This window comes from Variovorax beijingensis (genome assembly GCF_007828835.1).
GTDB lineage: Bacteria > Pseudomonadota > Gammaproteobacteria > Burkholderiales > Burkholderiaceae_C > Variovorax > Variovorax beijingensis_A.
Map to the genome: position 1 here is coordinate 102,345 of NZ_VIVL01000001.1, position 25,457 is coordinate 127,801.

At 68.8% G+C, this 25,457-nt stretch carries 27 protein-coding genes; 19 read left to right on the forward strand and 8 right to left on the reverse strand.

All coding sequences use genetic code 11. From position 1 onward, the window contains the following. A complete protein-coding gene (locus tag FB547_RS00425) occupies nucleotides 1-993 on the reverse strand; it encodes an SDR family oxidoreductase (protein ID WP_145738693.1) in 993 nt (330 codons plus the stop codon). Nucleotides 994-1,089: 96 nt separating this feature from the next. On the opposite strand from FB547_RS00425, the gene FB547_RS00430 reads away from it, so the two are divergent. Together FB547_RS00430 and FB547_RS00435 are read left to right on the forward strand one after the other, a co-directional pair. Beyond that, the gene (locus FB547_RS00430) at nucleotides 1,090-2,025 is read left to right on the forward strand and encodes a LysR family transcriptional regulator (protein ID WP_145738695.1); all 936 of its coding nucleotides are present in this window, start codon (nucleotides 1,090-1,092) and stop codon (nucleotides 2,023-2,025) included. Next, the gene (locus FB547_RS00435) at nucleotides 2,022-2,522 is read left to right on the forward strand and encodes a hypothetical protein (protein WP_145738697.1); all 501 of its coding nucleotides are present in this window, start codon (nucleotides 2,022-2,024) and stop codon (nucleotides 2,520-2,522) included. Before FB547_RS00430 ends, FB547_RS00435 begins: the two co-directional genes overlap by 4 nt. 135 nt (nucleotides 2,523-2,657) lie before the next feature. Here the strand turns inward: FB547_RS00435 and FB547_RS00440 are convergent, their stop codons facing one another. Beyond that, a complete protein-coding gene (locus tag FB547_RS00440; RefSeq protein WP_145738699.1) occupies nucleotides 2,658-2,867 on the reverse strand; it encodes a hypothetical protein in 210 nt (69 codons plus the stop codon). Between FB547_RS00440 and FB547_RS00445 the strand changes: the two genes are divergently transcribed. From FB547_RS00445 to FB547_RS00475, 7 genes are read left to right on the forward strand one after another with little or no spacing between them, the layout of a single operon-like run. Further along, on the forward strand, nucleotides 2,866-3,903 hold the full coding sequence (locus FB547_RS00445; RefSeq protein ID WP_145738700.1) for an aliphatic amidase: 1,038 nt from the start codon (nucleotides 2,866-2,868) through the stop codon (nucleotides 3,901-3,903). The two genes, FB547_RS00440 and FB547_RS00445, sit on opposite strands and share 2 nt — an antisense overlap. Nucleotides 3,904-3,946: 43 nt before the next feature. Further along, nucleotides 3,947-5,260 carry a purine-cytosine permease family protein gene (locus tag FB547_RS00450; protein ID WP_145738702.1) on the forward strand — a complete coding sequence of 438 codons (1,314 nt, stop codon included), beginning with the start codon at nucleotides 3,947-3,949 and terminating at the stop codon, nucleotides 5,258-5,260. Nucleotides 5,261-5,287: 27 nt separating this feature from the next. After that, on the forward strand, nucleotides 5,288-6,298 hold the full coding sequence (locus FB547_RS00455; RefSeq protein ID WP_145738704.1) for an alpha/beta fold hydrolase: 1,011 nt from the start codon (nucleotides 5,288-5,290) through the stop codon (nucleotides 6,296-6,298). After that, a complete protein-coding gene (locus FB547_RS00460) occupies nucleotides 6,295-7,122 on the forward strand; it encodes a CbbQ/NirQ/NorQ/GpvN family protein (protein WP_145738706.1) in 828 nt (275 codons plus the stop codon). The genes FB547_RS00455 and FB547_RS00460 overlap by 4 nt, the downstream gene beginning before the upstream one ends. Continuing rightward, nucleotides 7,119-8,786: a nitric oxide reductase activation protein NorD gene (locus tag FB547_RS00465; protein ID WP_145738708.1), complete on the forward strand. Its 1,668-nt coding sequence runs from the start codon at nucleotides 7,119-7,121 to the stop codon at nucleotides 8,784-8,786. Before FB547_RS00460 ends, FB547_RS00465 begins: the two co-directional genes overlap by 4 nt. Before the next feature lie 36 nt (nucleotides 8,787-8,822). Continuing rightward, entirely contained in the window at nucleotides 8,823-9,977 is a 1,155-nt protein-coding gene (locus tag FB547_RS00470; protein WP_145738710.1) for a transporter substrate-binding domain-containing protein, read from the forward strand. Nucleotide 9,978: 1 nt separating this feature from the next. Further along, nucleotides 9,979-10,626 carry an ANTAR domain-containing response regulator gene (locus FB547_RS00475; protein ID WP_145738712.1) on the forward strand — a complete coding sequence of 216 codons (648 nt, stop codon included), beginning with the start codon at nucleotides 9,979-9,981 and terminating at the stop codon, nucleotides 10,624-10,626. 74 nt (nucleotides 10,627-10,700) lie between these two features. Here FB547_RS00475 and FB547_RS00480 read toward each other — a convergent pair whose 3' ends face one another. Further along, nucleotides 10,701-11,597 (reverse strand): LysR family transcriptional regulator, encoded by an 897-nt coding sequence (locus tag FB547_RS00480; RefSeq protein ID WP_145738714.1) that lies wholly within the window; start codon nucleotides 11,595-11,597, stop codon nucleotides 10,701-10,703. Between the two features lie 88 nt (nucleotides 11,598-11,685). Here FB547_RS00480 and FB547_RS00485 point away from each other — a divergent pair, with 88 nt between their 5' ends. Together FB547_RS00485 and FB547_RS00490 are read left to right on the forward strand one after the other, a co-directional pair. Beyond that, entirely contained in the window at nucleotides 11,686-11,877 is a 192-nt protein-coding gene (locus FB547_RS00485; protein WP_145738716.1) for a DUF1127 domain-containing protein, read from the forward strand. A gap of 28 nt (nucleotides 11,878-11,905) precedes the next feature. Then, complete coding sequence (locus tag FB547_RS00490) at nucleotides 11,906-13,579, forward strand: hypothetical protein (protein WP_145738717.1); 1,674 nt, start codon at nucleotides 11,906-11,908, stop codon at nucleotides 13,577-13,579. Here the strand turns inward: FB547_RS00490 and FB547_RS00495 are convergent, their stop codons facing one another. Then, on the reverse strand, nucleotides 13,580-14,611 hold the full coding sequence (locus FB547_RS00495) for a LacI family DNA-binding transcriptional regulator (RefSeq protein WP_145738719.1): 1,032 nt from the start codon (nucleotides 14,609-14,611) through the stop codon (nucleotides 13,580-13,582). A gap of 150 nt (nucleotides 14,612-14,761) precedes the next feature. On the opposite strand from FB547_RS00495, the gene FB547_RS00500 reads away from it, so the two are divergent. The 7 genes from FB547_RS00500 (at nucleotide 14,762) to FB547_RS00530 (ending at nucleotide 21,765) form a co-directional block, all read left to right on the forward strand. Beyond that, nucleotides 14,762-15,628, forward strand: a complete 867-nt coding sequence (locus FB547_RS00500) for a dioxygenase (RefSeq protein ID WP_145738721.1) — start codon at nucleotides 14,762-14,764, stop codon at nucleotides 15,626-15,628. A 17-nt stretch (nucleotides 15,629-15,645) separates the two neighbouring features. Beyond that, complete coding sequence (locus tag FB547_RS00505; protein WP_145738723.1) at nucleotides 15,646-16,410, forward strand: SDR family NAD(P)-dependent oxidoreductase; 765 nt, start codon at nucleotides 15,646-15,648, stop codon at nucleotides 16,408-16,410. Beyond that, nucleotides 16,407-17,294: a 3-keto-5-aminohexanoate cleavage protein gene (locus tag FB547_RS00510; protein ID WP_145738725.1), complete on the forward strand. Its 888-nt coding sequence runs from the start codon at nucleotides 16,407-16,409 to the stop codon at nucleotides 17,292-17,294. Before FB547_RS00505 ends, FB547_RS00510 begins: the two co-directional genes overlap by 4 nt. 356 nt (nucleotides 17,295-17,650) lie before the next feature. Further along, nucleotides 17,651-18,652 (forward strand): zinc-binding alcohol dehydrogenase family protein, encoded by a 1,002-nt coding sequence (locus FB547_RS00515; RefSeq protein WP_225613201.1) that lies wholly within the window; start codon nucleotides 17,651-17,653, stop codon nucleotides 18,650-18,652. Nucleotides 18,653-18,677: 25 nt separating this feature from the next. Next, nucleotides 18,678-19,037, forward strand: a complete 360-nt coding sequence (locus FB547_RS00520) for a cupin domain-containing protein (protein WP_145738727.1) — start codon at nucleotides 18,678-18,680, stop codon at nucleotides 19,035-19,037. A gap of 53 nt (nucleotides 19,038-19,090) precedes the next feature. Continuing rightward, nucleotides 19,091-20,089 (forward strand): tripartite tricarboxylate transporter substrate binding protein, encoded by a 999-nt coding sequence (locus tag FB547_RS00525; RefSeq protein ID WP_145738728.1) that lies wholly within the window; start codon nucleotides 19,091-19,093, stop codon nucleotides 20,087-20,089. Between the two features lie 2 nt (nucleotides 20,090-20,091). Next, complete coding sequence (locus tag FB547_RS00530; RefSeq protein ID WP_145738730.1) at nucleotides 20,092-21,765, forward strand: amidohydrolase; 1,674 nt, start codon at nucleotides 20,092-20,094, stop codon at nucleotides 21,763-21,765. On the opposite strand, the gene FB547_RS00535 is transcribed toward FB547_RS00530, so the two are convergent. Both FB547_RS00535 and FB547_RS00540 read right to left on the reverse strand, forming a co-directional pair. Continuing rightward, complete coding sequence (locus FB547_RS00535) at nucleotides 21,762-22,343, reverse strand: uracil-DNA glycosylase family protein (RefSeq protein WP_145738731.1); 582 nt, start codon at nucleotides 22,341-22,343, stop codon at nucleotides 21,762-21,764. The two genes, FB547_RS00530 and FB547_RS00535, sit on opposite strands and share 4 nt — an antisense overlap. Nucleotides 22,344-22,359: 16 nt before the next feature. Beyond that, on the reverse strand, nucleotides 22,360-23,190 hold the full coding sequence (locus tag FB547_RS00540) for an oxaloacetate decarboxylase (protein ID WP_145738733.1): 831 nt from the start codon (nucleotides 23,188-23,190) through the stop codon (nucleotides 22,360-22,362). A gap of 99 nt (nucleotides 23,191-23,289) precedes the next feature. Between FB547_RS00540 and FB547_RS00545 the strand changes: the two genes are divergently transcribed. Then, nucleotides 23,290-23,748: a hypothetical protein gene (locus FB547_RS00545; protein ID WP_145738735.1), complete on the forward strand. Its 459-nt coding sequence runs from the start codon at nucleotides 23,290-23,292 to the stop codon at nucleotides 23,746-23,748. On the opposite strand, the gene FB547_RS00550 is transcribed toward FB547_RS00545, so the two are convergent. Together FB547_RS00550 and FB547_RS00555 are read right to left on the reverse strand one after the other, a co-directional pair. Beyond that, entirely contained in the window at nucleotides 23,745-24,185 is a 441-nt protein-coding gene (locus FB547_RS00550) for a VOC family protein (protein WP_145738737.1), read from the reverse strand. The two genes, FB547_RS00545 and FB547_RS00550, sit on opposite strands and share 4 nt — an antisense overlap. 25 nt (nucleotides 24,186-24,210) lie before the next feature. Beyond that, on the reverse strand, nucleotides 24,211-25,449 hold the full coding sequence (locus tag FB547_RS00555) for a CaiB/BaiF CoA transferase family protein (protein ID WP_145738738.1): 1,239 nt from the start codon (nucleotides 25,447-25,449) through the stop codon (nucleotides 24,211-24,213). Nucleotides 25,450-25,457: the final 8 nt, after the last annotated feature.

A 25,457-nucleotide genomic window follows, 5' to 3' on the forward strand; every position in this document is an offset into this window, starting at 1 on the left:
TCAGGCGGGCACTGCCACCGGTGGCGTGCGCAGGCACGCCATGCCTTCGAGCGAAGCCTCGACTGCTTCGTCGAGCGGCGTGTGCGGCTCGCGGCCGAGAAACGCGACCAGCCGCGCATTGTCCATCCGCACCGGCGTCTCCCACAGGTAGCGCATTTCGCGCATCTCGCGAAAGGTCGCGAAGAACGGCGAAGCCAGGGTCAGCAGCCACCACGGAAAGGCCGCCACGCGCGGTTCGACACCCGTGCGGCGCGCCACCACGCGGCGGATGGCGCCGCTCATACGCGTGCCGTCCGCATCCCAGTGGCCAGCCATGTGAAAGCTCGCGAAGGCCTCCAGCCTGTCGCGGCGCTCCAGCAGTTCGACCATGGTGCGCGCCACGTCCGGCAGGTAGGACCACTGGTGGCCGATGCCGCTCCTGCCTGGGTAGCTCACCGTGCCGACCGGCTTTCCCGCCTTGACCAGCCCCTGCGAGAACCAGTTGTTGCCGGCCTTCGGGCCGAAGAAGTCGCCGGCGCGCACGATCAGCACGCGGGCGCCGCGGCGGCTGGCGGCTTCGAGCCGCTTTTCCATCTCCACGCGGATCGCGCCCTTGCGCGTCGCGGGGCGCTGCGGCGAATCTTCGGCGAGCAGGGCAAACGCATCCGGCCCGTAGTTGTAGACCGTGCCGGGCAGCACGATGGTGGCACCTTCGGCCGTGGCGGCCGCAATGGTGTTGTCGAGCATCGGCAGCACCAGCTGCGGCCAGCGGCGGTAGCCGGGGGGATTGACCGCATGCACGATGACCGAGCAGCCCTTCGCGGCCTCGGCCACGGCATGGCGGTCCATCGCATCGCCGGAGATCCAGGTGATGCCGTCCTTCTGCGCCGCTGTATCCGCCGCGCCGCGCTTCAGTGCGCGCACCTGCCACCCCGCGTCGCGCAGTTGCCGCGCCACCTCGCTGCCGATGCCGCCTGTGGCACCAAGAACCAGAACCGTGTTGCTGCGGGCCATGAAAACGCTCCGGAAGAGTTGTCGATGGATGGATTCTGGAGCGCAGGCCATTCCATTGGAATTGCCGAACATGAGCCAGCAGCTATACATTTATGCATGACCTCGAACATTGGCTGGGAACTCTATCGCTCCTTTCTCGCCGTGCTGCGGGAGGGCTCGCTCTCCGGTGCGGCGCGCGCGCTCGGCATCACCCAACCGACGGCCGGACGCCATGTCGCGGCGCTGGAAAAAGCCCTGGACGTGGTGCTCTTCACGCGCTCGCAGGTCGGCTTGATGCCGACCGAAATTGCCCTGGCGCTGCGGGGCCATGCCGAGGCGATGGAGAGCACCGCCGCTTCTCTGGCGCGCGCCGCCACCAGCCAGGGCGAGGGCGCGCGCGGCGTGGTGCGGGTGTCCGCCAGCGAAGTGATCGGCGTCGAGGTGCTGCCGCCCATCGTCGCGCGGCTGCTCGAGCAACACCCGGCCCTGAAGATTGAACTGGTGTCGACCAACCGCGTCCAGGACCTGCTGCGACGCGAGGCCGACATTGCCGTGCGCATGGTCCGCCCGAAGCAGGAGCAGCTGGTGGCGCGCCGCATCGGTCAGATCGAGCTCGGCTTCCACGCGCACAAGGACTACCTGGCCCGTCATGGAACACCGCGCAGGCTCGAAGAACTGGCGGCGCATTCGGTCATCGGCTACGACCAGCCTTCGGCCTTCGTGCGCAATGCGGGCAAGTCGCTGAAGGGCTTCAGCCGCGATGCCTTCTCGCTGCGCACCGACAGCGACCTGGCGCAGCTCGCGCTGATCCGCGCCGGTGCGGGCATCGGCATCTGCCAGGCCGGGCTCGCCCTGCGCAACGCGGCGCTGGTGCGCCTGATGCGGCGCACGTTTTCCCTGAAGCTCGAGACCTGGGTCACGATGCACGAGGATCTTCGCAGCAGTCCGCGCTGCCGCGCCGCCTTCGATGCATTGGTCGATGGCCTGCAGCATTACATCGGCACGCAGGCGCAGGCGAAAATGGGCCGCGCACGAACACAAGCACCCGAATGACCGAAGCCACAGACTCCACCGACTCCGACACCCTCCCCCTGCAGGAACCCCGCCTCTGGCGCGACGGCCAATGGACCGCCCGCGTCATCAAGAACGAGGAAGACGACGGCTGGGCCGTCGAGATGACCCGCCACGGCGACCCCGAACCGGCGCTGGTCGGCCCCTGGACCATGGGCCGCGACAAGAAGAACCCGAAGCCGCTCGACGGGCCTGCGTTTTCCACGCTGGTGAAGACCGCCGCCGAAGTGATCCGCCGCCACGAGCAGCAATTGCACGCCACGCTCAACAAGAGCGTGACGGTCACGGCGCGCGACGGCCGGCGCATTCGCGTGTCGCTCGCCATCGTGCCCGACGAGGACAACCCCTCGGCCATGCTGAGCGCACATGACGACGAAGACGACAGCGAGCTCGCGAGCGTCAACGTCTCACCTGCCTTCAAGCTCACGTCCGGCAGCGCCGCCGGCTGGATCGAAGCCGACTTCGCCCGCCCGCGCTAACCAGCAGCGCCGCGCCGGTGTGCGCGCGAATACCATACGTTCTGCGTATCCGCCAATCAGCGAAAGAACGTATGTTCACGCAGGGGTGAGTTGAGAAGAATCCGCCCCAACGAGCAATCGTTATCAGTCCTTCATTCATACGACGCCCGCTGCCAGTGCTGCCAGCGAGGTGTCGGGCAATAAAGCCCGAACCGGTTTCAACACCGGTTCGGGCTTTTTTGTTTTTTCGGTCGCAACGAAGCCTTTTCGAAACGGATGCGCGCCATCCGGGGGCGGAGCTTTGACCGCCCGAGTGAGGAAATTTTCTTCTTTCCCTTCAACCACCCCTAGCAGGAGCAGCGTCATGAGACATGGTGATATTTCGAGCAGCAACGATTGCGTCGGCGTCGCGGTCGTCAACTACAAGATGCCCCGCCTGCACACCAAGGCCGAGGTGCTCGACAACGCACGCAAGATCGGCGAGATGCTGGTCGGCATGAAGAAGGGCCTGCCGGGCATGGACCTGGTGATCTTTCCCGAGTACTCCACGCACGGGATCATGTACGACGCGAAGGAGATGTACGACACCGCCGCCACCGTGCCCGGCGAAGAGACTGCAATCTTCGCGGACGCCTGCCGCCGCGCCAACGTGTGGGGCGTGTTCTCGCTGACCGGCGAGCGCCATGAAGAGCACCCGAACAAGGCGCCCTACAACACGCTGATCCTCATGAACAACCAGGGCGAGATCGTCCAGAAGTACCGCAAGATCATGCCGTGGGTGCCCATCGAGGGCTGGTACCCGGGCGACTGCACCTACGTGAGCGAAGGCCCCAAGGGCATGAAGATGAGCCTGATCATCTGCGACGACGGCAACTACCCCGAAATCTGGCGCGACTGCGCGATGCGCGGCGCCGAACTCATCATCCGCTGCCAGGGCTACATGTACCCGGCCAAGGAGCAGCAGATCCTGGTGTCGAAGGCCATGGCCTTCATGAACAATACCTACGTGGCGGTGGCCAACGCGGCCGGCTTCGACGGCGTGTACTCGTACTTCGGCCACTCGGCACTCATCGGCTTCGACGGCCGCACGCTCGGCGAATGCGGCGAGGAGGAAATGGGCATCAACTATGCCGAGCTGTCGATGAGCCTGATCCGCGACGCGCGCAAGAACGGCCAGTCGCAGAACCACCTCTTCAAGCTCGTGCACCGCGGCTACACCGGCACCATCAATTCGGGCGACGGCGACAAGGGCGTGGCGGCCTGCCCCTACAACTTCTACACGCAGTGGATCAACGACCCTGAGGGCACCAGAGAAATGGTGGAGTCGTTCACGCGCAGCACGGTCGGCACGCCTGAATGCCCGATCGACGGCATTCCAAACGAGCCGGCCAAGCATCGCTGACAGGGCGACCGGCCCTTCCACGCTCAACCACAAAAGGTACGCCATGACACAGACGCATCTCGACGACAAGGTACTCGGCGACGAGTACGAGCACGACCCGGTTCCGCTCTCGAAGCGGCGCAGCACCTTCTCGGTCTCGATGGTGTGGCTCGGGTTCCCGATGATCATCACGGGGGCCATGACCGGCTCCATCCTGGTGGCGGGCATGGGCTTCCAGTCCGCGCTGCTCGCGATGATCGTGGGCAACCTGCTGATGTTCGCGTACGTGGGGTCGCTCGGTGCACTGGGCACGGCGCGCGGCCACAACTTCGCGCTGCTGGCCAGCGCCAGCTTCGGCAGGAAGGGCTACGTGTTCGCCTCGGGCCTGCTGTCGACCTTGCTGCTGGGCTGGTACGCGGTGCAGACCGGCATCACGGGCAACCTGATGCACACGGCCTTCAAGTTCGACTACCTGACGATGACGATTGCGGCAGGCGTGCTGTACCTGGGGATCACCTTCGTCGGCATTCGCGGGCTGCACTGGATTGGCATGGTGTCGGTGCCGCTGTTCGTGGTGCTGGGCGGCTGGGTCGCGTTGCATTCGGCCGGCGCAGCGGGGTGGGACAAGGTGCTGTCGTACGCCGGCACGCAGCCCGCGCTGCCGATGTCCTTCGGCATCGGTCTGACCATCGTGGTGGCGCTGTTCATCGACGCGGGCACTGTCACCGCCGACTTCAACCGCTGGGCCGTCGACCGCAAGAGTTCGCTGATCGCCACGGCCTGCGCCTTTCCCGTGGCCAACCTGGTCGCCATGCTGGCCGGAGGCATCATGACCGCCGCCCTGGCGCTGCCGCAACCGCAGCCCTTCGGACTGGACAACATGTTCGGCTACCTGCTCGCGCAGAACGCGCCGTGGCTGGCCGTGGTGGCCTTCGTGTTCCTGCTGTGCAACCTGGGCTCGGTGTGCGCGCACTGCCTCTACAACTCGGCCGTGGGCTGGTCGCGCATCGGCAACGGGCGCATGCGCGTGTTCGCCGTGGCGCTCGCCGCGGTGGGCATCGCGGTTGCCGCAGCCAACGTGTGGGCGCTGTTCATTCCGTGGCTGTCACTGCTGGGCATCCTGGTGCCGCCCATCGGCGCCATCCTGATCGCCGACCTGTACTTCGTGCGGCCCGGCGCCGCCATCGGTGCCGACTGGCGCCCGCGCGCCTTCATCGCCTGGGGCGTGGGCTCGCTGGTGGCCTATGCCACCGAGACGATGGCGCCGCAGCTGTCGACGGCCGTGGCGGCCTTCATTGCGGCGGGCGTCTGCTACTTCGTGCTCCACATCGGCAGCGCCGCGCCGGTGGCAGCGGCCGCGCCGTCCATCAAGAACTGAACCCCTCTTCCGAAAGCGACAACGACCATGGACTACGAAATCTTCGACCTCGGCGATGTGCCCCTGCAACGCGGCGCGACGCTGCGCAATGCCAGGCTCGCCTACAAGACCTACGGCAAGCTCGATGCCGACAAGAGCAACGTGATCGTCTACCCGACCTGGTACTCGGGCCAGCACCGCGACAACGAATGGCTGATCGGCCCGGGCATGGCGCTGGACCCCGAGAAGTACTTCATCATCGTGCCGAACATGCTGGGCAACGGCCTTTCTTCGTCGCCCAGCAACACGCCCGAGCCGTACAACCTGTCGCGCTTTCCGGACATCACGCTCTATGACAACGTCCGGCTGCAGCACCGCCTGGTCACGGAGAAGTTCGGCATCGAACGCATCGCGCTCGTCACAGGCTGGTCGATGGGCGCGCAGCAGACCAACCAGTGGGGCTGCCTGTACCCCGACATGGTGCAGCGCATCGCCCCGTTCTGCGGCTCGGCGAAGACGGCGCCGCACAACATCGTGTTTCTCGAGGGCGTGAAGGCGGCGCTCACGGCCGACGCGGCGTGGAACGGCGGCTGGTACAGCACGCCGCCGAGCAAGGGCTTGCGGGCAGTGGGGCGCGTGTACGCAGGCTGGGGCCTGTCGCAGCCTTTCTACATGCAGGAACTCTGGCGCGAGCTGGGTTTCAGCTCGCTCGAAGATTTCCTGGTCGGCTTCTGGGAAGGCTTCTTTTTGCAGAAGGACGCCAACAATCTGCTCGCGATGCTGTGGTCCTGGCAGCACGGCGACATCAGCGACAACCCGGTGTTCAAGGGCGACTTCAAGAAGGCGCTGGGCGCCATCAAGGCGCGCGCCATCGTGATGCCGGCCGAGCGGGACCTGTACTTTCCCGTGGCCGACAACGAGTGGGAGGTGTCGCACATGCCGAACGCCGAGTGCCGCCCGATCCCGGGCGTGTGGGGCCATTTCGCAGGCGGCGGCAGCAGCCCCGTCGACACCCGCTTCATCGACGCCGCCCTCAGGGAACTGCTCGCCACGCCATGAACGCCGCCCTGCCCCGTTCCACCGATCCGCTCGGCAGCTACCGCATCGAGACCGAGCCCTTCTATCGGCCCGCGGGCAACGAAGTGGCACTCTATGAACAGGCCTACCGCCACCGCATGCCGTTGATCCTCAAGGGACCGACCGGCTGCGGAAAGACCCGCTTCGTGGAGCACATGGCGTGGTCGCTCGGGCGGCCGCTGGTCACGCTGGCCTGCAACGAGGACATGACGGCTTCCGACCTCGTGGGGCGCTACCTGCTCGACGCAAGCGGCACGGCCTGGCATGACGGCCCGCTGACGCTGGCGGTGCGCCATGGCGGCATCTGCTACCTCGACGAGGTGGTGGAAGCGCGGCAGGACACCACCGTGGTGATCCATCCGCTGACCGACGCGCGCCGCATCCTTCCGCTCGACAAGAAGGGCGAGCTGGTGCGCGCGCACCCCGACTTCCAGCTCGTGGTGTCGTACAACCCCGGCTACCAAAGCAGCGCGAAGGATATGAAGCCTTCGACACGGCAGCGTTTCGCGGCGCTGGAGTTCGACTACCCCGAAAGCGGCCTCGAAGCGGAAATCGTCGCGCACGAGGCCGCGGTCGGGCTCGACCTGGCCGCGAAGCTGGTGGCCATTGCGCGCTGCTCGCGCGAGCTCAAGCACCGCGGGCTCGACGAGGGCGTGTCGACGCGCATGCTGATCTACGCGGGCGTGCTGATCCGCGACGGCGTGCCGCCGCGCGACAGCTGCGAGATGACCATGACGCGTGCCCTCACCGACGACCCCGACATGGCGAGTGCGCTGCAGGGCTTCGTCGCTGCCCAGTTCGGATGAAAGCCAGCCACGCCGCACTGGCCCTGCTCGCCCGCGGGCTGGTGGGTGTCGACATCGAGGTGCAGCCGCTCGAAGGCAGCGCAGGCACGCGAGCGGTGCTGGTGGGCAAGCGGCTGCTGCTCCCCGCGCAGGACGGCGGCAGCAGCGGCGGTGAGCGGCTGCGCCGCGCCATGGTGGCCCATGCGGTCGCGCACCTGCGCCATTCCCGGCCCGCCCGGCCCGCGCGCACGCTCAAGCCGATGGGCATCGCCATCGTTTCCGCCATCGAGGACGCACGCGTCGAGCGGCTGCTGTGCCGCGACTTCCCCGGGGTACACGGCTGGTTCGCCGGATCGCTCGCACCCGCGCCCGACCCGCTCGACCTGGGCTTCGCGGCGCTCGTCTCGCGCATGGACCGCATGCTGATGCTGCCCGCGTGGCAGGACGACAACCACTGGGTCAACAAGGCGCGCCGCCTGTTCGACGAGACCGTGGCCGCTGCGGGGCTGGAAGACCACGACGCCTTCCGTACGATCGCATCGATCCTGGCCAACGACCTCGGCCAGATGCGCGTGCGCTTCGACCCGCAGCACTACGAAGTGCCGGCACCATACCGCGACGACAACAGTTATTTGTGGGATTTCGGCGAGACCGAAACGCCGCCCGACGAAGCCATCGCGCTGCAGCGGTCCGGTGCCCGGCCGCCACCGTCGGCGGAAGGCGATGCTGCGAATCCAGGCGATGGCCCGTTGCCCGAAGGCGCCGCCGAACTGGAGCTGGGCCGCTACAGCTACCCCGAATGGGACCGCAAGCTCGAACGCCTGCGGCCCGACTGGTGCACGGTGATCGAGAAGCTGCCGGCGTGGCAGGGCCTCCTGCCGGTGCGTGAACAACCAGCGGCCGCCAGCAACACCACCGAGCGCCCGGCCCCGCTCGCGCTGCTCCGCGCCCGCCAGCTCGACCGCACCCATCGCCTGCGCCGCCAATGGGAAGGCGACGACGTCGACCTGAACGCCGCCATCGAGGTGCTGGTCGACCGTCGCCTGCGGCTGCGCCCCGACCCGCGCCTCTTCATGCGCCCCGGCAAGGCGCCGCGCCCGAGCAGCGTGCTGGTGCTGCTCGACCTGTCGGAATCGGCGAACGCCCCTGGCCATGGCGGTGCGCGTTCGCTGCTCGACATCGAAAAGCAGGCCGCGCTGCTGCTGGCCGGCTCGAACGCACGCGGCGCTGACCGGTTCGCCATCCACGGCTTCTCGTCCAACACACGCGCAGAGGTCTACTACTACCGCCTGCTGGACTTCGGCAGGCCGTTCGAAGCGCCCTCGCGCGCCATGATCGGCGCGGTGCGCGGCCGCTACTCCACACGCATCGGCGCCGCACTGCGCCATGCTGCATCGCACCTGCGCGCCGAGCCATCAGGCCGGCGCGCGATATTGCTCGTGACCGACGGCGCGCCTTCCGACATCGACGTGCACGACCCCCGCTACTTGATCGAAGACGCCCGCATGGCCGTCGCCGAAGCGCGCGAAGCCGGCGTGCGCACTGCCTGCATCGCGGTCGATGGCGCAGCCGACGCGTATGTGCGCCGGATCTTCGGCTGGCGCAACTATTGCATCGCCGACGACGCACGCAGCCTGCCCGCGCGGCTCGCGCGCATGAGCGCGCGGCTGGCTGCCGCAAACTGAGGAGAATGATGGTTCACACACCCAGGAGACACCCCCGTGGCTGACAAGGACCCCATTCGCGTTGGCATCCTTTACTCGGAAACCGGCGTCACCTCGACGATCGGGCTGTCGCAGCTGCAGGGCGCGCTGCTCGCCATCGAGGAAATCAACGAAGCCGGCGGCGTCGACGGCCGCGAGATCGTGGCGGTGCGCTACGACCCGCAATCCAACCCCGCGCGCTACGCGCAGCTGGCCGAGAAGCTGATCGTGCAGGACCGTGTCAACGTGATCTTCGGCTGCTACATGTCGAGCAGCCGCAAGGCGGTGATCCCGGTGGTCGAGAAGTGGAACAAGCTGCTGTTCTACCCCACGCTCTACGAAGGCTTCGAGTACTCGGGCAACGTGATCTACACCGGAGCCGCGCCCAATCAGAACAGCGTGCAGCTGGCCGAGTTCATGACCACGAACTTCGGTTCGCGCGTGTACCTGATCGGCTCCGACTACATCTATCCCTACGAGTCGAACCGCATCATGGGCGAGCTGGTGATGCAGCGCCCGGGCAGCGAGAAGCTGGGCGAGCGCTACGTGGCGCTGGACGCCACCGAAAAGGACTACCGCGCGATCATGGACGACATCCGCGACAGGCAGCCCGACTTCATCTTCTCGACCGTGGTGGGCGACTCCACGGCGAGCCTCTACCGCGCGTACGCGGAAGCGGGCTTCGATCCGAAGAAGATGCCGATCTCGAGCCTCACCACGTCGGAAGCCGAGATCTCCCAGATGGGGCCCGGCGTGGCCACGGGGCACTTCACCGCGGCGCCGTACTTCCAGTCGATCGACTCGGCCGCCAACCGGCGCTGCCTCGCGCGGCTGCGCGAACGCTTCGGCGATGGCTGCGTGCCCAACCTGTGCTGGGAGGCCTCGTATTTCCAGATGCACATCTTCGCCAATGCGTTTCGCCAATCGGGCAGCGACGGCATTGCGGAGATCCTGCCGCACATCCTGGGCAGCGAGTTCGATGCGCCGCAGGGGCGCGTGAAGATCGATCCGGCGAACCATCACACCTGCCTTTACCCCCGCATCGGGCGGGTCGATGCGCACGGGCAGTTCACCATCGTTCGGCAGGCGACGCGCGCGGTGTACCCCGATCCCTATCTGGTCACTCACTCGCTGGGCGACTGGACGGCCAGGCTCGATACGCTGGAGCTCTAGGATGGACGGCGCCGCCCCCAAGCGACACACCCTGCGGATGACGCCGCCGCAGCTGAAAGAGCTGCGCCTGCTGAAGATCGCGGTGATCCACCCTGACGATGCAGACGGCCGCCAGCTCACGCAGCAGCTGCAGCGCATCGGCTGCCAGGTGCAGGCCTTCTGGCCGCCGGTGCAGGTGCTTCCCGAGGGCATCGACGTGGCCTTCATGGCGGTGCAGCCCGACTTCATCAACCTGCGCTTCGAATGGACCCAGAACGAAGAAGCGCCCGCCATCATCGCCGTGGTGACCTACGAGAATCCGACCATCGTCGAGGCCGTGCTGGAGATCGGCGCCAAGGCGGTGCTTCCCTCGCCGGTGCGCTCCTTCGGGTTGCTCTCTGCATTGGTGGTGGCGCGCGAGGCGCACAAGGAAAGCCGTTCGCTCGCGCGGCGCCTGCGCAAGGTCGAGGCCAAGCTGCTCGGTGTACGGCAGCTCGCCGAAGCCAAGAGCATTCTCATGAAGACACACAGCGTTTCCGAAGGGCAGGCACACGACCTGATCCGCGACCAGGCGATGAGCAAGCGCACGACCATGGAAGAGATCGCCGCGGCCATCGTCAACGCCAACGAGATTCTTTCGCTCGGCGCGCGCAGGCCCGGCCAGGTTTGAATCAGAGCTGGCGAAACGCCGCCAGCACCAACACCAGCAGCACGCGTTGCGCGGCGCCGAGCGCGACCCGGTGCTCAGCCCTTGGCGAACTCCAGCAGCGTCTCGATCACGCGCTGCGTGGCACCGTCCAGCGGGCCCTGCGCGCGGTACGCAATGGCCAGGTGGCGTGTGAGTTTCGGGCTCAACGGCCGCGTCTGCACGTGCTCGCCGGCGTCGGCGACCTTCCCGCCGTCGGGTGCGGGCAGCAGTGCCACGCCGTAGCCGGCGGCCACCAGGCCGCGCATCGCGACGTCGTAGTCGTGCTCGATGCGCGCGCGGGGCGCGAAGCCGGCTTGTGCGAACCACTCCATGGTCAGCGCGAACATGCGCGAACCCGGCTCGTTCATGATCAGCGGCTGCTGCGCCAGCCAGGCCGGCGTGATGCGGCGCGGCGCCTGCCAGCGCGCGGGGATGAAGGCCATCATCGAATGCTGGCGCCAGGGTGTCAGCGCGAGGCCCGGCACCGCAGGCTGGGGCAGCGCGATGATGGCCAGGTCCAGGGTGCCGGCCAGCACGCCGGCAACCGAATACTCCGAGCCCATGAAGCTGGGCGTCAGCACGATGTCGGGATAGCGCTCCAGCAGGGCATGGAACACCGGCGGCAGCAGGTCGACCACCACGCTGGTGGTGCTGCAGCCGATGCGCACCCGGCCGGCCAGCCCCTTGTGCTGGCGCCGCACCGCATCGATGGCGTCGTCGGCATCGCGCAGCAGGCGCCTGCCGCGCTCCACCAGCACGGCTCCTGCCGCGGTGGGCGTGACCCGGCGCGCGCCGCGCAGCACCAGCGGCGCGCCGAGGCGCGATTCGAGTTCGCTGATGTGCAGGCTCACCGTGGGCTGCGCGAGGTGCAGCGCCTTGGCCGCCGCCGAGAAGGTGCCCAGATCGGCAATGGCGATGAGCGTGCGGAGTTGGTCGAGGTTGAGCTGTCGCATCAGGAATGCTGATTGAAGGTGTCAGAAATCTCAACTTCCACAATAGCATGCGTCGCCGCAAGATGAGCGCTCCCACAAGGAGACCATCGTGACAGCGCCAACGCACTCGCCCTTCCATCAACGCCTGATGCATGCCCTGCGCAGCTGGCGCCGCCGCGCCGCGGAGCGCCGCCGCAGCCGCGCGGACGCACAGCGTCTGGCCGGCATGAGCGACCACGAGCTGTGCGACCTGGGCATCGGTCGCAGCGAAGTTCCCGGCCTGCTCGACAGGCATCGCTGATCATCGGATTTGAGGTTCAATCCGAGGCGTGCCCAGAACCGCCGCCCCCACTCCGCTTTCCATCGAACTCACCTCGCCGCAATCGGTCAACGGCCAGCGCGCGGCATTCCAGTCGCTCTGGCTGCTCGCGCGCATGAAGCATGCGCACGATGCCGAAGCCGGCCTCGTGCGGCTGGCCGACCTGCGCGGCGAAGTCTCCGATGCGAGCACGCTGCGCATGGTCGTGAGCCGCGCGTTCCGCGACTTCAAGGCCTGGCACATCGAGGTCGGCTGGGGCGAGGACACGCAGCGCGAGCCGCGCTTCCTGAACGCCGAGCGGCGCAGCCAGGGTCCGTTCTGGCTGCCGCCCGCCGAGGCGAAGCGCGTGCGCATGCTGGTGGGCGGCCGCCCAGCCACGCCCGCCGAGATGGCTTCTTTCCTGGGGCTGCGCTCGCGCAGGGCCCGCGCGGCCGCGCCCGGCTCGCCGCCGCCCGATGCCGTGCACCTGCAGGACGCCGCGTTCTGGAAGCAGCTGGTGGCCTCGCAGCAGGCGGCGCGGCAAGGCCGGCTCATGGCGCCGGTGGCGGGAGGCAGCGCGGCCGGCCAGCCGGCCAGCGCGCTGGAGTCGATCCGCCTGGCCGGCACGCTGGCCGCCACCGATTTCCAGCGCGCGCTGGTCACGCTCAACGAGGCGATGCTGTGGCGCCGGCTCGGCGACAACGAGCAGGCGCGCCGCCGGCTGCAGGCGCTCAAGAAGCAGCGCCTCGCGCACCATGTGGCGGGCAACGACTACCTGGGCGCGATGGAATGCATCGTCTCTGCCTGGTGCGCCTACACCGCGCGCGACCTGCCGCTCGCGCAGTCGCTGCTGAGTGGCATGGCGAACGATGCGGCGCGCAGCCTGGTGCTGCGGCACCACCCCGACGTGCGTTTCGAATGGTGCAACCTGTGGGCGCTGGTGTGCCGCTCGCGCGCGCTCGGGCTCTCCGCCGACGACAAGCCAACGGCCGCAGCGCTCGCCGAAGAGTCGCTGCAGCGCTTCGGCGAAGCATTGGCCGCGGCCTTCGAATCGCATTCCTTCGACGCCGCACAGCACGTGGCCGCCAACATGGGCATGGCCGCGTGGCTGTTCGACCGCGTGGGCCTGTCCGACCTGCCGGCGCTCGTGCACGACGGCCATGCCGACACCACGCGCCGCGCCGTGCAGTGGATCGCCTTCAGCGAATGGCTCTGCGGCCACACCGACGGCCAGGGCCGCTCGGCCTGGAACGCGATCTACCTGATGCGCATCGCGCGCGGCCACTGCCGGCCCGAGCGGCAGCCCACGCTCGCGCAGTTCCGTGCGCAGAAGCCGCTCGATAGGGCCGCGGTCTCGCGGCTCGCCGGACCGCTCGCCGATGCCTTCGATGCCGCCCATTGGCCGGCGCGCTGGGTCGAGGTGGCGCAGGCGCGGCTGACCGACCACCAGGCCGGGCGGCGCCGCTACCCGGGCCTGCAGCATTGCAGCCTGCTGTTCGAGCACGCCTGGTACGCGGCGCACGCGGGCGACCTGCAGGCGGCCGAGCAGTCGCTGGCTGCATTGCGCGAAGCCTTGCCGCAGCTGGTGCCGAGCGACCGCGCCTACTTCACCGAATCGTGGAACGACACGCTGCCGGCCGAGCTGGTGCTCGAGGCCAAGCCGCCGCGGCGGCCGGCGGTGCGCAAGAAAACCCCGCCCCGCTGATCAGCGCACGGCCGGCGCGCCGGTCGAGTTGCGCACCACGAGTTCGGGCCGCAGCACCACGGTCGATGCCGACATCGCGCGGCCGTCGATCTCCTCGAACAGCATCTCGGCCGCGCGCCAGCCGAGTTCGCGGTGCGGCAGGCGGATGGTGGTGAGCGGCGGGTCGACCATGTCGACCAGCGGCATGTCGTTGTGCCCGGTGACCGAGATGTCCCTCGGCACGCGCAGGCCGGCCTGGCGCAGCGCGTCGTAGGCACCGAGCGCCACGAGGTCGTTGCAGCACACCACGGCCTGCGGGGCCGGGCCGGCTTCGAGCATCTGCCGCATGGCGGCCGCGCCGGCCTCGCGGCTGTAGCTCGCGCATTCGACCACGCGCAGCGGCTTCATGCGGTGGTCGCGCAGCGCCTGCTCCACGCCCAGGCGGCGGCCCACGCCGGTGGGAATGTTCTGCGGTCCGGCCAGGTGCGCAATGCGCTTGTGGCCGAGGCCCACGAGATGGTCGACCGCGAGCTTCATCGCGAGCCGGTCGTCGCTCACCACGGCCGGCAGGCGGCCGGTCTCGTCGGCGCGGTTGACCAGCACCGCGGTCATGCCGGCCTTGGAAACGAAGTCGACCAGCGGATCGTCGCGCGTGGCGGTGGCCAGGATCACGCCGTCGACGCGCTGCGCGAGCATGCGTTCGAGCACCGGCCGCGCGAGCGCAGGGTCGGCCACGTTGGTGACGAACACGAAGTAGCCGCGCGCCGCCGCGCTGGCCTCGATGCCCTGCAGGATGGGCGGGAACACCGCGTTCGTGATGTCGGGCACCAGCACGCCGATGGTGTGGGTGCGGCCCGTGCGCAGCGCCGAGGCCGCGCGGTTGGGCCGGTAGCCCAGGCGCTGCGCGGCCTCTTCCACCACGCGCAGCACTTCGTCGCTGATCAGCGAGCGCTTCTCGGGGCTGAGCGCGCGCGAGACGGTCGACACATGCACGCCGGCCGCGCGGGCGACGTCGCGGATGGTCACAGGGGAAGAAGGTGGGCTGATGCTCATGGACTGATTGGTGCAAACGATTGTCGCCGGGGCTGCGCGTTCGGAACGCCTGCGCGCATTCCCATATTGGCCGACAGGGTCATTTTACTTTCTGCCGGTTTGGACTAAGATCATGCAAACGATTGCACAAACATCCCGACGAGACATCCCATGAACATCGCCACCTCCCCCGACTCGGTACTGGGCTTCGCGCTCCAGGCCATGGAGCGCACGCCCGATCCGCGCCTTCGCACCGTGATGAATGCGCTCACGCGCCACCTGCATGCCTTCGTCCAGGAGGTGAAGCTGACCGAGGAAGAGTTCGAGCAGGCGCTCGAATTCATCGTCGCCATCGGCCAGGCCACGGGCGAGAAGAAGAACGAGGTGGTGCTGGCGGCCGACATCCTCGGTATCTCCACCGTGGTGGCGCTGCAGAACAACCAGGACCCGCACGGCGAATCGCCGGCCGCGCTGCTCGGCCCGTTCTGGCGCGCGAACTCGCCGGCCTGCGCGCTCGGCGACAGCATTGCGCGCTCGGGCACGCCGGGTCTTCCGCTCGCGGTGGCGGGCACGGTGCGCGACGCGCAGGGCGAACCGATCGCGGGCGCCACGGTCGACGTGTGGCAGGCCTCGCCGATCGGCCTCTACGAAAACCAGGACCCGGCGCAGGAAGACATGAACCTGCGCGGCCGCTTCACGACCGACGCGCAAGGGCGCTTCCACTTCCGCAGCGTGCGGCCGGCCGGCTATCCGGTGCCCACCGACGGGCCTTGCGGCGCGCTGCTGCGCGCACAGCAGCGCCACCCCAACCGGCCTGCGCACCTGCACTTCATGGTGAGCAAGCCGGGCCACAAGGTGCTCATCACGCAGGTGTTCGCCGATGACGACCAGAACCTCGAAAGCGACCCGACCTTCGGCGTGACGCGGCGGCTGATCGGCTGCTTCGCACTGGCGCCCGATGGCCAGAGCGCCACGCTGCAGTACGACTTCCAGCTCGAACCGGGCGAGATGAAGTTCCCGCGTCCTCCCATCCCCTGAACCCACGCTTCCATCCCATGAGCTTCGATCCTGTTTCCCGACTCGACGGCAAGGTCGCCGTCATCACCGGCGGCCTTGGCGCCATCGGCTATGCCACGGCGGTGCGCCTTGCAACGCTGGGTGCCACCTGCGTGCTGCTGCACCGCAAGGGCGACGATGCGGCAGCACGCGCGGCCGCCCTGCCCTCCGCCAGCGGACAACGCCACATGGCGATCCGCGCCGACATCGTCGATACGCCGAGCCTGCAGGCCGCGGCCGCCGAGGTGAAAGCCACGCACGGGCGCTGCGACATCCTCGTCAACAGCGCCGGGCACACGCAGCCCGTTCCGGCGGGCGACCTCGATGCGCTGACCGACGAACTCATCGACGAGCTGCTGCGCGCCAACTTCCGCGGCGTGTTCGCGACCATCCGCGCCTTCGCACCGATGCTGAAGGACAGCGGCGACGGGCTCGTCGCCAACATCTCGTCCATTGCGGGCTTCACGGGCGTGGGCAGCAATCTCGCGTACGTCGCGGCCAAGGCCGGCCTCGACGTGGTGGGCGATGCGCTGGCCAAGGCGCTGGCGCCGGCGGTGCGCGTGGTGTCGGTGTCGCCGGGTGCGGTCGAGTCCGGCTTCGTGCCGGGCCGCGGCGCGGAGTTCGCGAACAAGATGGCAAGCACCACGCCGCTCGGGCGCATCGGCAAGCCCGACGACGTGGCGGCCGCAGTGGAAGCGCTCGCGACGACGATGCGCTTCGTCACCGGCACGCGCATCGTGGTCGATGGAGGGCGCCACCTGTGAATACCAAGACGCTCATCACCTGCGCCGTCACGGGCAACCTCGTGAAGCCCGAGCAGACGCCGCACCTGCCGATCACGCCGGTGCAGATCGCCGACGAATGCCTGGCCGCGGCCGAGGCCGGCGCGGCGCAGGTGCACATCCACGTGCGCCATCCCGAGACCGGCAAGCCGTCGATGGAGATCGAGCTCTACCGCGAGGTGGTCGACCGCATCCGCCGCGGCAACCGCGAGCTGGTCGTCAACCTCACGACCGGCCCGGGCGGGCGCTTCATTCCGAGCGAGGACGATCCGAAGATCGCCGCGCCCGGCACCACGCTGCTGCCGCCCGAGAAGCGCGTGGAGCACATCGCGCTCATCAAGCCCGACGTGTGCTCGCTCGATCTCAACACCATGAACTCGGGCCCCGATGTGGTGATGAACACACCGAGGAACGTGCGCCGCATGGCCAGGGTGATTCGCGAGGCGGGCGTGAAGCCCGAGCTGGAGATCTTCGATTCCGGCGACATCAATCTCGCGCTCGACCTGATTGCCGACGGCACGCTCGACGGCCCCGCGATGTGGACCTTCGTCCTCGGCGTGAAGTACGGCTTCGCGCCCACGCCCGAGACGCTGCTGTATGCCCGCAACATGCTGCCGCGCGGCGCGTTCTGGAGCGCCTTCGGCATCGGCCGCATGGAGTTCCCGATCGTCGCGCAGGCCTGGCTGCTGGGCGGTCATGTGCGCGTGGGCATGGAAGACAACATCTACCTGGAGAAGGGCGTGCTGGCCGAGAGCAATGCGCAGCTGGTGGCGAAGGCGCGCGACATCCTGCTGAGCCTAGGGGGCGAGGTTGCCAATCCACGCGAGGCGCGTGCCATGCTGGGTCTGCCTGGTGCGGGGAGCTAGGCGATGACACCTTGCTTTTTTGTTTGTCGTCGCGTTGGGTTCGAGGCCGGTTGTTCAGGGCGCGATCCCGCCGACGGGGTACCTTGCTCCGCGAATGTCCTCCGGCCTTCGGCCTCCCCCTTTATTTCGCTGCGCAAGGCACCCCATCGACGTGATCGTTGGGCAGGGCGGTCGTTGATCGGCCAGCACAAGCGCTGCGCCCATCGTGCACAGGGCATCGGGTGCTCCCCGCAGCGAAATAAAGGAGGAGGCCGCAGGCCGGGGGACATTCGCGGAGGGGAGTACCCGGTGGCCTGTGCACGCGCCCCGAACAACCGCGCCCTGAACAACAGCACATCCAAACAACACACGCACCCATGAGCATCGCCGCAATGCACACCACCTCCCGCGCACTGCGCGTGAACGAAAAGGCCGCCAACCTCGACGCGCTGCAGATCCAGGCCGCGCCGCAGCCGGAACCCACAGCCCCCCCCGGCCACGCCGTGGTGCAAGTCGCCGCCGCCGCGGTCAACCCGAGTGATGTGAAGGCCGCGCTGGGCCTCATGCCGCAAGCCGTCTGGCCGCGCACCCCCGGCCGCGACTTCGCGGGCACCGTGGTCAGCGGTCCGGCCGAATGGATCGGCCGCGAGGTCTATGGCTCGGGCGGCGACATCGGCATCACGCGCGACGGCTCGCATGCACGCTATCTCGTGCTGCCCGAGGCCGCGCTGCGTGCCAAGCCCCAGGGCATCTCGATGGACGAGGCCGGCGCCGTGGGCGTGCCCTTTGTCACCGCGTACGAAGGCTTTCGCCGCAGCGGCATGCCGCAGGCCGGGCAGACCGTGCTGGTGCTCGGCGCCAACGGCAAGGTCGGCCAGGCGGCGGTGCAGCTCGCGTCGCAGGCCGGTGCGCGCGTGATCGCGGTGCAGCGCCGCGCCGGACCGTTCGAAGGATTCGCGTGCGGGCCGGTCGACGTGATCGACGCGCGCCACCATGCCGACGTGGGCGCGCAGGTGCGCGAGCTCACCGGTGGGCGCGGCGCGCACATCGTCTACAACACCGTCGGCAGCGCCTACTTCGAGGCCGCCAACAAGGCCATGGCCAAGGGCGCGACGCAGATCTTCATCGCGACGCACGAGCGCGCCGTGCCCTTCGACATCTTCGCGTTCTACCGCGGCATGCACACCTTCGTGGGCATCGACTCGCTCGCGATGGACTGCGTGGCCTCCACCGCCCAGCTCGACGCGATGCGCGAAGGCTTCGAGCGCGGCACGCTCAAGCCCTTTCCCGTGGCGCGGCACTTCACGCTCGACGAAGCCATGGACGCCTACCGGCTCGTGCTCTCGGGCAGCACCGACCGCGTCGTGCTGCGCCCCTGAATCGAACAACCCCAGGAACACCGCCATGCACGTGACCCGTTTCAGCGAAGCGCCGCACTACGAGGCGCCCAATCATTTCGACATGCGCTGCCTGCGCCTGCAGGGCAAGGAGGCCGGGCCCTCGACGCAGATGTGGATGGGCATGAGCCAGATCCTGCCCGGCGGCCACACCGGGCTCGACGGCTCGCCGATGGAAAAGCTCTACCTCGTGCTCGAAGGCCAGCTCCATGTGGTCGGCGAACTCGATGGCACGCACCAGGAAGAAGTGCTCGGCCCCTACGACAGCTGCCGCTTCGCGCCCGGCGAGAAGCGCCAGCTCGAGAACCGCAGCAATCGGCCGGTGCTGGTGGCGCTGGTGATGCCGAACGCACCGCCGGCCGCCTAGGCCCTCTTCAGTCATTCATCGCTCACCCAATTAAATCAACGGAGACAAGACGCATGAAGAAGACATTCCACACCTGGAGCCGCCGGCAGGCGCTCACGATGGCCGCGGCATTCGCGGCCTGCACGCTCGGCGGCACCGGCGCACACGCGCAAGGCGCATGGCCCGGCGCGCAGCCGATCAAGCTCGTGGTTCCGTTCACCGCAGGCAGCGGCACCGACATCGTCGCGCGGCTCGTGGCCGAGAAGCTCGGCCCCGCGCTGGGCACCAGCGTGGTGGTGGACAACAAGCCCGGCGCCGGCGGCACGCTGGGTGCAGCGATCACGGCCAAGGCGCCGGCCGACGGCTACACGCTGCTGGTGCATTCGGCCGGGCATCTGGTGAACCCGTGGATTTACAAGGGCCTGTCGTACGACACCCTCAAGGACTTCACCGGCATCACGCCGATGGCGAGCCTGCCCAATGTGCTGGTGGCCGCGCCTTCGCACTTCGCGAACGTGTCGGACCTGGTCGCAAAGGCCAAGGCCAGGCCGGGCGGCCTCAACTATGGCTCCGCGGGCAACGGCTCGGCCACGCACATGAACGCCGAGGTGTTCCGCCTGGCGGCCGGCCTCGATGCGCAGCACGTGCCCTTCCGCGGCACGCCCGAGGCCATGACCGAGGTGATGGCCGGGCGCGTCGACTGGTTCTTCGCGCCGATGGTGTCGGCCCTGCCGCTCATCAAGAGCGGCAAGCTGCAGGCGCTGGCCGTGGGCACCGCGAAGCGCTCGCCCGCGCTGCCCGATGCGCCCACCACGGTGGAAGCCGGCGTGCCGGGTTCCGAATACCTGTTCTGGGTCGGGCTGTTCGCACCTGCGAAGACGCCGCAGCCGGTGGTGGACCGCCTGCAGGCCGAGGTCGCGAAGATCATGGCCTCGCCCGAACTCAAGGAACGGCTCGACAAGCTCGGCGCCGAGCCCTTCACGATGCCGTCGGCGCAGTTCAACAAGTTCATTGCCGATGAAACGGCCAAGGCGCAGCAGGTGGTCAAGGCCGCCAGCATCAAGGTGGACTGACCATGCTGCGCACACTGCTCACGGCGGCCACAACCGCCGCATTGCTGCTGCCGCTCGCCGCACGGGCCCAGCCGGCCGACCTGGTCGTCACCAACGCGAAGATCGCCACGCTCGACGCGGCCTCCACCACCGCACAGGCGCTGGCCGTGCGCGACGGCCGCATCATTGCAGTCGGCAATGCCGCGCAGATGCGCGCGCTCTCGGGTCCGATCACGCGCACGGTGGATGCGGGCGGCCGCACCGTGATCCCGGGCCTGATCGACTCGCACATGCATGCGGTTCGCGCGGCACTGAGCTACTCGACCGAGGTCAACTGGATCGGCGCCGGCAGCATCAGCGAAGCCATGGAGCGCATCCGCGCCGCGGCCGCGCGTGCGCGGCCCGGCGGCTGGCTGATCGTGGCCGGGGGCTGGACCGAGCAGCAGTTCGCCGAGCGCCGCCGCCCCACCATGGCCGAGCTGCAGGAGGCCGCGCCCAACCATCCGGTGTACGTGCAGCTGTTCTATGAAGCGGTGGTGATGACGCCCAAGGCGCTCGAAGCGCTCGGCGTTCCGGCGGGCACGCTGCCGGCCGGCATGAAACCCGCGACGGACGGGGCACCTGGCTGGATGACGGGCGACATCGTCGGCATCTCGGCCCTGTTCGACAAGCTGCCCAAGCCGACCTACGAGGACAACCTGGCCGGCACGCGCGCCTTCTTCCGCGAGCTGAACCGCCTGGGCGTCACCGGCCTGGTGGATCCGGGCGGCTTCAGCATCGCGCCTTCGCAGTATGCGGCGCTGTTCGAGCTGTGGCGCGAGAAGGCGCTGACGCTGCGCGTGGCCTACAGCGTGTTCGCGCAGAAGCCCGGCGCCGAACTGCAGGAGTTCCGCGATCTCACGCAGATGCTGCCGATGGGCTTCGGCGACGAGATGCTCAAGTTCAACGGCCTCGGCGAACGCGTGACGCTCGCGATGTACAACAACAATTTTCCCGACGCGGCCGCGAAGGAGAAGTTCTACGAGCTCATCAAGTGGGCGGCGATGCGCAAGCTCGCGGTCACCATCCACTGGCAGGAGAACGGCTCGGTCGAGCACCTGCTCGGGCTCTACGAGAAGCTCAACGCCGAAGTGCCGATCAAGGACCTGCGCTGGTCGATCGCGCACCTGGACGACGCCTCGCCCGAAACGCTCGCGCGCATGAAGGCGCTCGGCATCGGCTGGACCCTGCAGGATGCGATGTACTTCCAGGGCGACCGCGCACTCGCCACGCGCGGCGACGCGGCGCGCCGCATGCCGCCCATCGGCAGCGCGCTGCGCACCGGCGTGAATGTGGGTGCCGGCACCGATGCGCACCGCGTGGCTTCGTACAACCCCTTCGTCGCGCTGCAATGGATGCTCGACGGCAGGACGGTGAGCGGCAAGCCCATGCGCGGCGCCGACGAGACGCCCACGCGCGAACAGGCGCTGCGGCTCTACACGGTGGGCAGCGCGTGGTTCAGCTTCGACGAGGGCAAACGCGGAACGCTCGAAGTGGGCAAGCTCGCGGACTTCGCGATCCTCGACCAGGACTTCTTCTCGGTGCCGCTGGAGCGCATCGGCAAGACGGTGTCGCTGATGACGGTGGTGGGCGGACGCGTGGTGTATGCCGCGCGGCCCTTCGATGGGGCAGGCACCTCGGTGGCCGCGGCACCCTAGGAGGGCTTTGCGAGCGCCCGCCGCACGCGTTCGCGCAGCACCGGCAGCACCTCGCTCTCGAACCACGGGTGGTGCTTGAACCAGCCGGTGTTGCGCGGCGACGGATGCGGCAGCGGAATGAAGCGCGGCGCATAGTCCGCAAAGGCCGCGACGGTTTCGGTGACGCCGGCCTTGCGCGCCGCGCCCAGGAAGTGGCGCTGCGCGTACTGGCCGATCAAGAGCGTGAGCTCGACCCGGCTCATCTGCGCGAGCAGGCGCGCATGCCAGAGTTCGGCGCACTCGCGGCGCGGCGGCAGGTCGCCGCTGCTGCCGCGGCCCGGGTAGCAGTAGCCCATCGGCATGATCGCGATGCGCGCGGCGTCGTAGAAAACCTCTCGGTCGATGCCGAGCCAGCGGCGCAATTGCTCGCCGCTCTTGTCATCCCATGGCAGGCCGGTGGCATGCACCGTCAGGCTCGGCGCCTGGCCGACGATCAAGAGGCGCGCGCTGGCGCTGGCCTGCACCACGGGCCTCGGGCCCAGCGGCAGCTGTGCGGCGCAGGCGGTGCAGCTGCGGATTTCCGCGAGCAACACGTCCATGGCGCCGGCACGCGCGCTATTCGGAGAACCGGCCGAAGAAGCCATTGAGATCGGCCCCCGAGGCCGCGCCTTCGAAGCCGTCGAAACGCCCCTTCTCGGCCAGCGCCCGCGCGGCGCGGTCGAAGCCGCCCCAGGCCGCGCGGGCGAGCGCGCCGCCCACGCTGACGCGCCGCACGCCGAGCGCGGCAATGTCCTGCATGTTGAGCTCGCTGGGCCAGCCGATCAGCAGGTTGACCGGCTTGGGTGCCACCGCGGCCACCACCGCGGCGATCTGCTCGCGCGTGCGGATGCCCGGTGCGTAGAGGCAGTCAGCGCCGGCTTCGGCGTAGGCCTTGAGGCGGGCGATGGCGTCGTCCAGGTCGGGGCGGCCGGCGAAGAAATTCTCGGCGCGGCCCACCAGCAGCGTGTCGCCGCCGGCCGCATCGATGGCGTGGCGCGCCGCGCGCAGCCGCTCGACCGCCACGCCGATCTCGAACAGCGGATTCGCCGCATCGCCGGTCGAGTCCTCGATCGACAGGCCCGCCACGCCGGTCTCGACGGCCAGGCGCACGCTTTCGGCCACGCCCTGCGCATCGGCCGCAAAGCCGTTCTCGAAGTCCGCATTCACCGGCAGGTCGGTGGCACTGACGATGTCGCGCAGGTGGGCCAGCATGGTGTCGCGCGATTGCCCTCCGTCGGCCAGGCCCTGCGACCACGCATGGCCCGAGCTGGTGGTGGCCAGCGCCTTGAAGCCCAGGCCCTGCAGGTAGCGCGCGCTGCCCTTGTCCCAGGGATTCGGAATGGCGAAGCATCCCTGCTGGTGGAGCGCGCGGAACTCGGCGCGTTTCTGGGCGACGGTGCGGGTCATGGAAGCCTCATCTTTCTTTCTTGCGTGCGAAGCATGGGTTTTTAACGCAACGGGGCGGACATTGCGCGGGCACAGCTTTCGGTGTTCTGATCGGGCCCCATGTCCTACGTCATCCTGCTCTTCATCCATCTTCTCGCCGCCGCCTTCTGGGTCGGCGGCATGGCCACCCTGCACTTCGCGGTGCGCCCCGCCGCGGTCGCCACGCTGGAACCGCCGCTGCGCCTGCGCACCATGGCGGCGGCGCTGCGGCGCTTCTTCGTGGGCGTGGACGCGGCCGTCACGCTGCTGTTCGCGACCGGCGTGGCGATGATCCTGTTCGCGGGCGGCTTCCGCGCGGTGCACTGGCGCATCGAGGCGATGATGGGCATCGCCCTCGTGATGGCCGGCATCTACGTCTACATCCGCGCCTCGGTGTTCAGGGCGATGCGCCGCGCAGTGGAAGAAAGCGCGTGGCCGGTGGCGGCCGCGCGGCTCAACACCGTGCGCCTGCTGGTGACGGTGAACCTCGCGCTCGGCGTGGCGGTGTTCGCCGTGGCGACCATCGGGCGCGCCGGCTAGAAGCTGCCGCCTGCCGGCCCTTTCAGCTCGACGCCGTTGCCGTCGGGGTCGGCGATGTAGATCGAAGGCCCGTTGCCCTCGGCGCCGAAGTTGTTCTGCACCTCGCCATGCACCGGCACGTCGTGCCGGGCCATCAGCGCGCGGATGGCGGCCTCGTCGAAGGGCTCGATGCGCAGGCAGAGGTGGTCGACGTTGCGGCCTTCCTTGCCCGCGAGCGCACCACCCTGCCGGCCGAGCGGGCCGTCGTGCGAGACGAGGTCGATGAGGCTCGAACCGGCCCGCAGGTGTACCAGCCCCAGGTCGTCGCGGCGCTTCTCGACCTGGCAGCCCAGCACGTCGCGGTAGAAGGCAATCGACCGCTCGATGTCCTTCACGCGCAGCACGACATGGTCGATGCGCAGGACCGAGAACGGCGGGCTGTGCGTCGGGTTGGCCATGGCGTGCGTCCTTTCTACATGGGGTTCAGACCACGCCGGCCGCGCGCAGCGCGTCGAAGCGCGCGGCATCGATGCCGAATTCGGCCAGCACCTCGCGCGTGTGCTGCCCGAGCGCCGGCGGCGCGTGGCGCAGCACGGGCGGCGTGGCCGTGAGGCGCAGCGGGCTCGCCACGCCGGTGATGCTGGCGATGCCGTCGCCCGCATCGCGCGGCAGCGTGACGGCCAGGCCGCGCGACTTGACCTGCGCATCGTCGAAGGCCTGCGCGATGTCGTTGATCGGGCCGCAGGGCACGGCCTTGTCTTCGAGCAGCGCGACCCAGTCGGCAGTGCTGCGGGTACGCGTGAGCTCTTCCATCATCGGAATCAGCACGCCGCGGTGCTTCACACGCAGCGTGTTGCTCGCAAAGCGCGCGTCGGTGGCCCATTCCGCATGGCCGGCCGCTTCGCAGAAGCGCGCGAACTGGCCGTTGTTGCCGATGGCCAGCAGCATCGAGCCGTCCTGCGTCGGAAAGTCCTGGTAGGGCGCGAGGCTCGGGTGTGTGTTGCCCTGGCGCTGCGGTGCCTTGCCGGTATTGAGAAAAGCGTTCGCCTGGTTGGCGAGGATGGCCATGCCCACGTCGAGCAGCGCCATGTCGATGTGCTGGCCTTCGCCCGTGCGGTCGCGCACCTGCAGCGCCGCGAGGATGGCGGTGCTCGCGTAGACGCCGGTGAACAGGTCGGTCAGCGCCACGCCCACGCGCAGCGGGCCGCCGCCGGGCTCGCCGTCGGGCCGGCCGGTGATGCTCATCATGCCGGTCATGGCCTGGATCATCAGGTCGTAGCCCGCGCGCTCGGCATACGGACCGTCGTGGCCGAAGCCGGTCACGCTGCAGTAGATGAGGCGCGGGTTGGCCGCGCGCAGGCTCTGGTGGTCGAGGCCGTACTGCTTCAGGCCGCCGGTCTTGAAGTTCTCCACCACGATGTCGGCCTGCGCCGCCATCTGCTTGAGCAGCGCCTGCCCCTCGGGCGTGGCCATGTCGACCGTGACCGAGCGCTTGTTGCGGTTGCAGGCGGTGAAGTAGCTGGCCTGGTCGGTGTCGTTGCCGTCCGCGTCCTTGATGAAGGGCGGGCCCCAGGTGCGCGTGTCGTCGCCGACGCCGGGGCGTTCGATCTTGATGACGTCGGCGCCCAGGTCCGCGAGGATCTGCGTGCACCATGGGCCCGCGAGCACGCGGGACAGATCGAGGACCTTGATGCCGTCGAGTGCTGCGGGCTTGGCGGTCATGCGTTCCT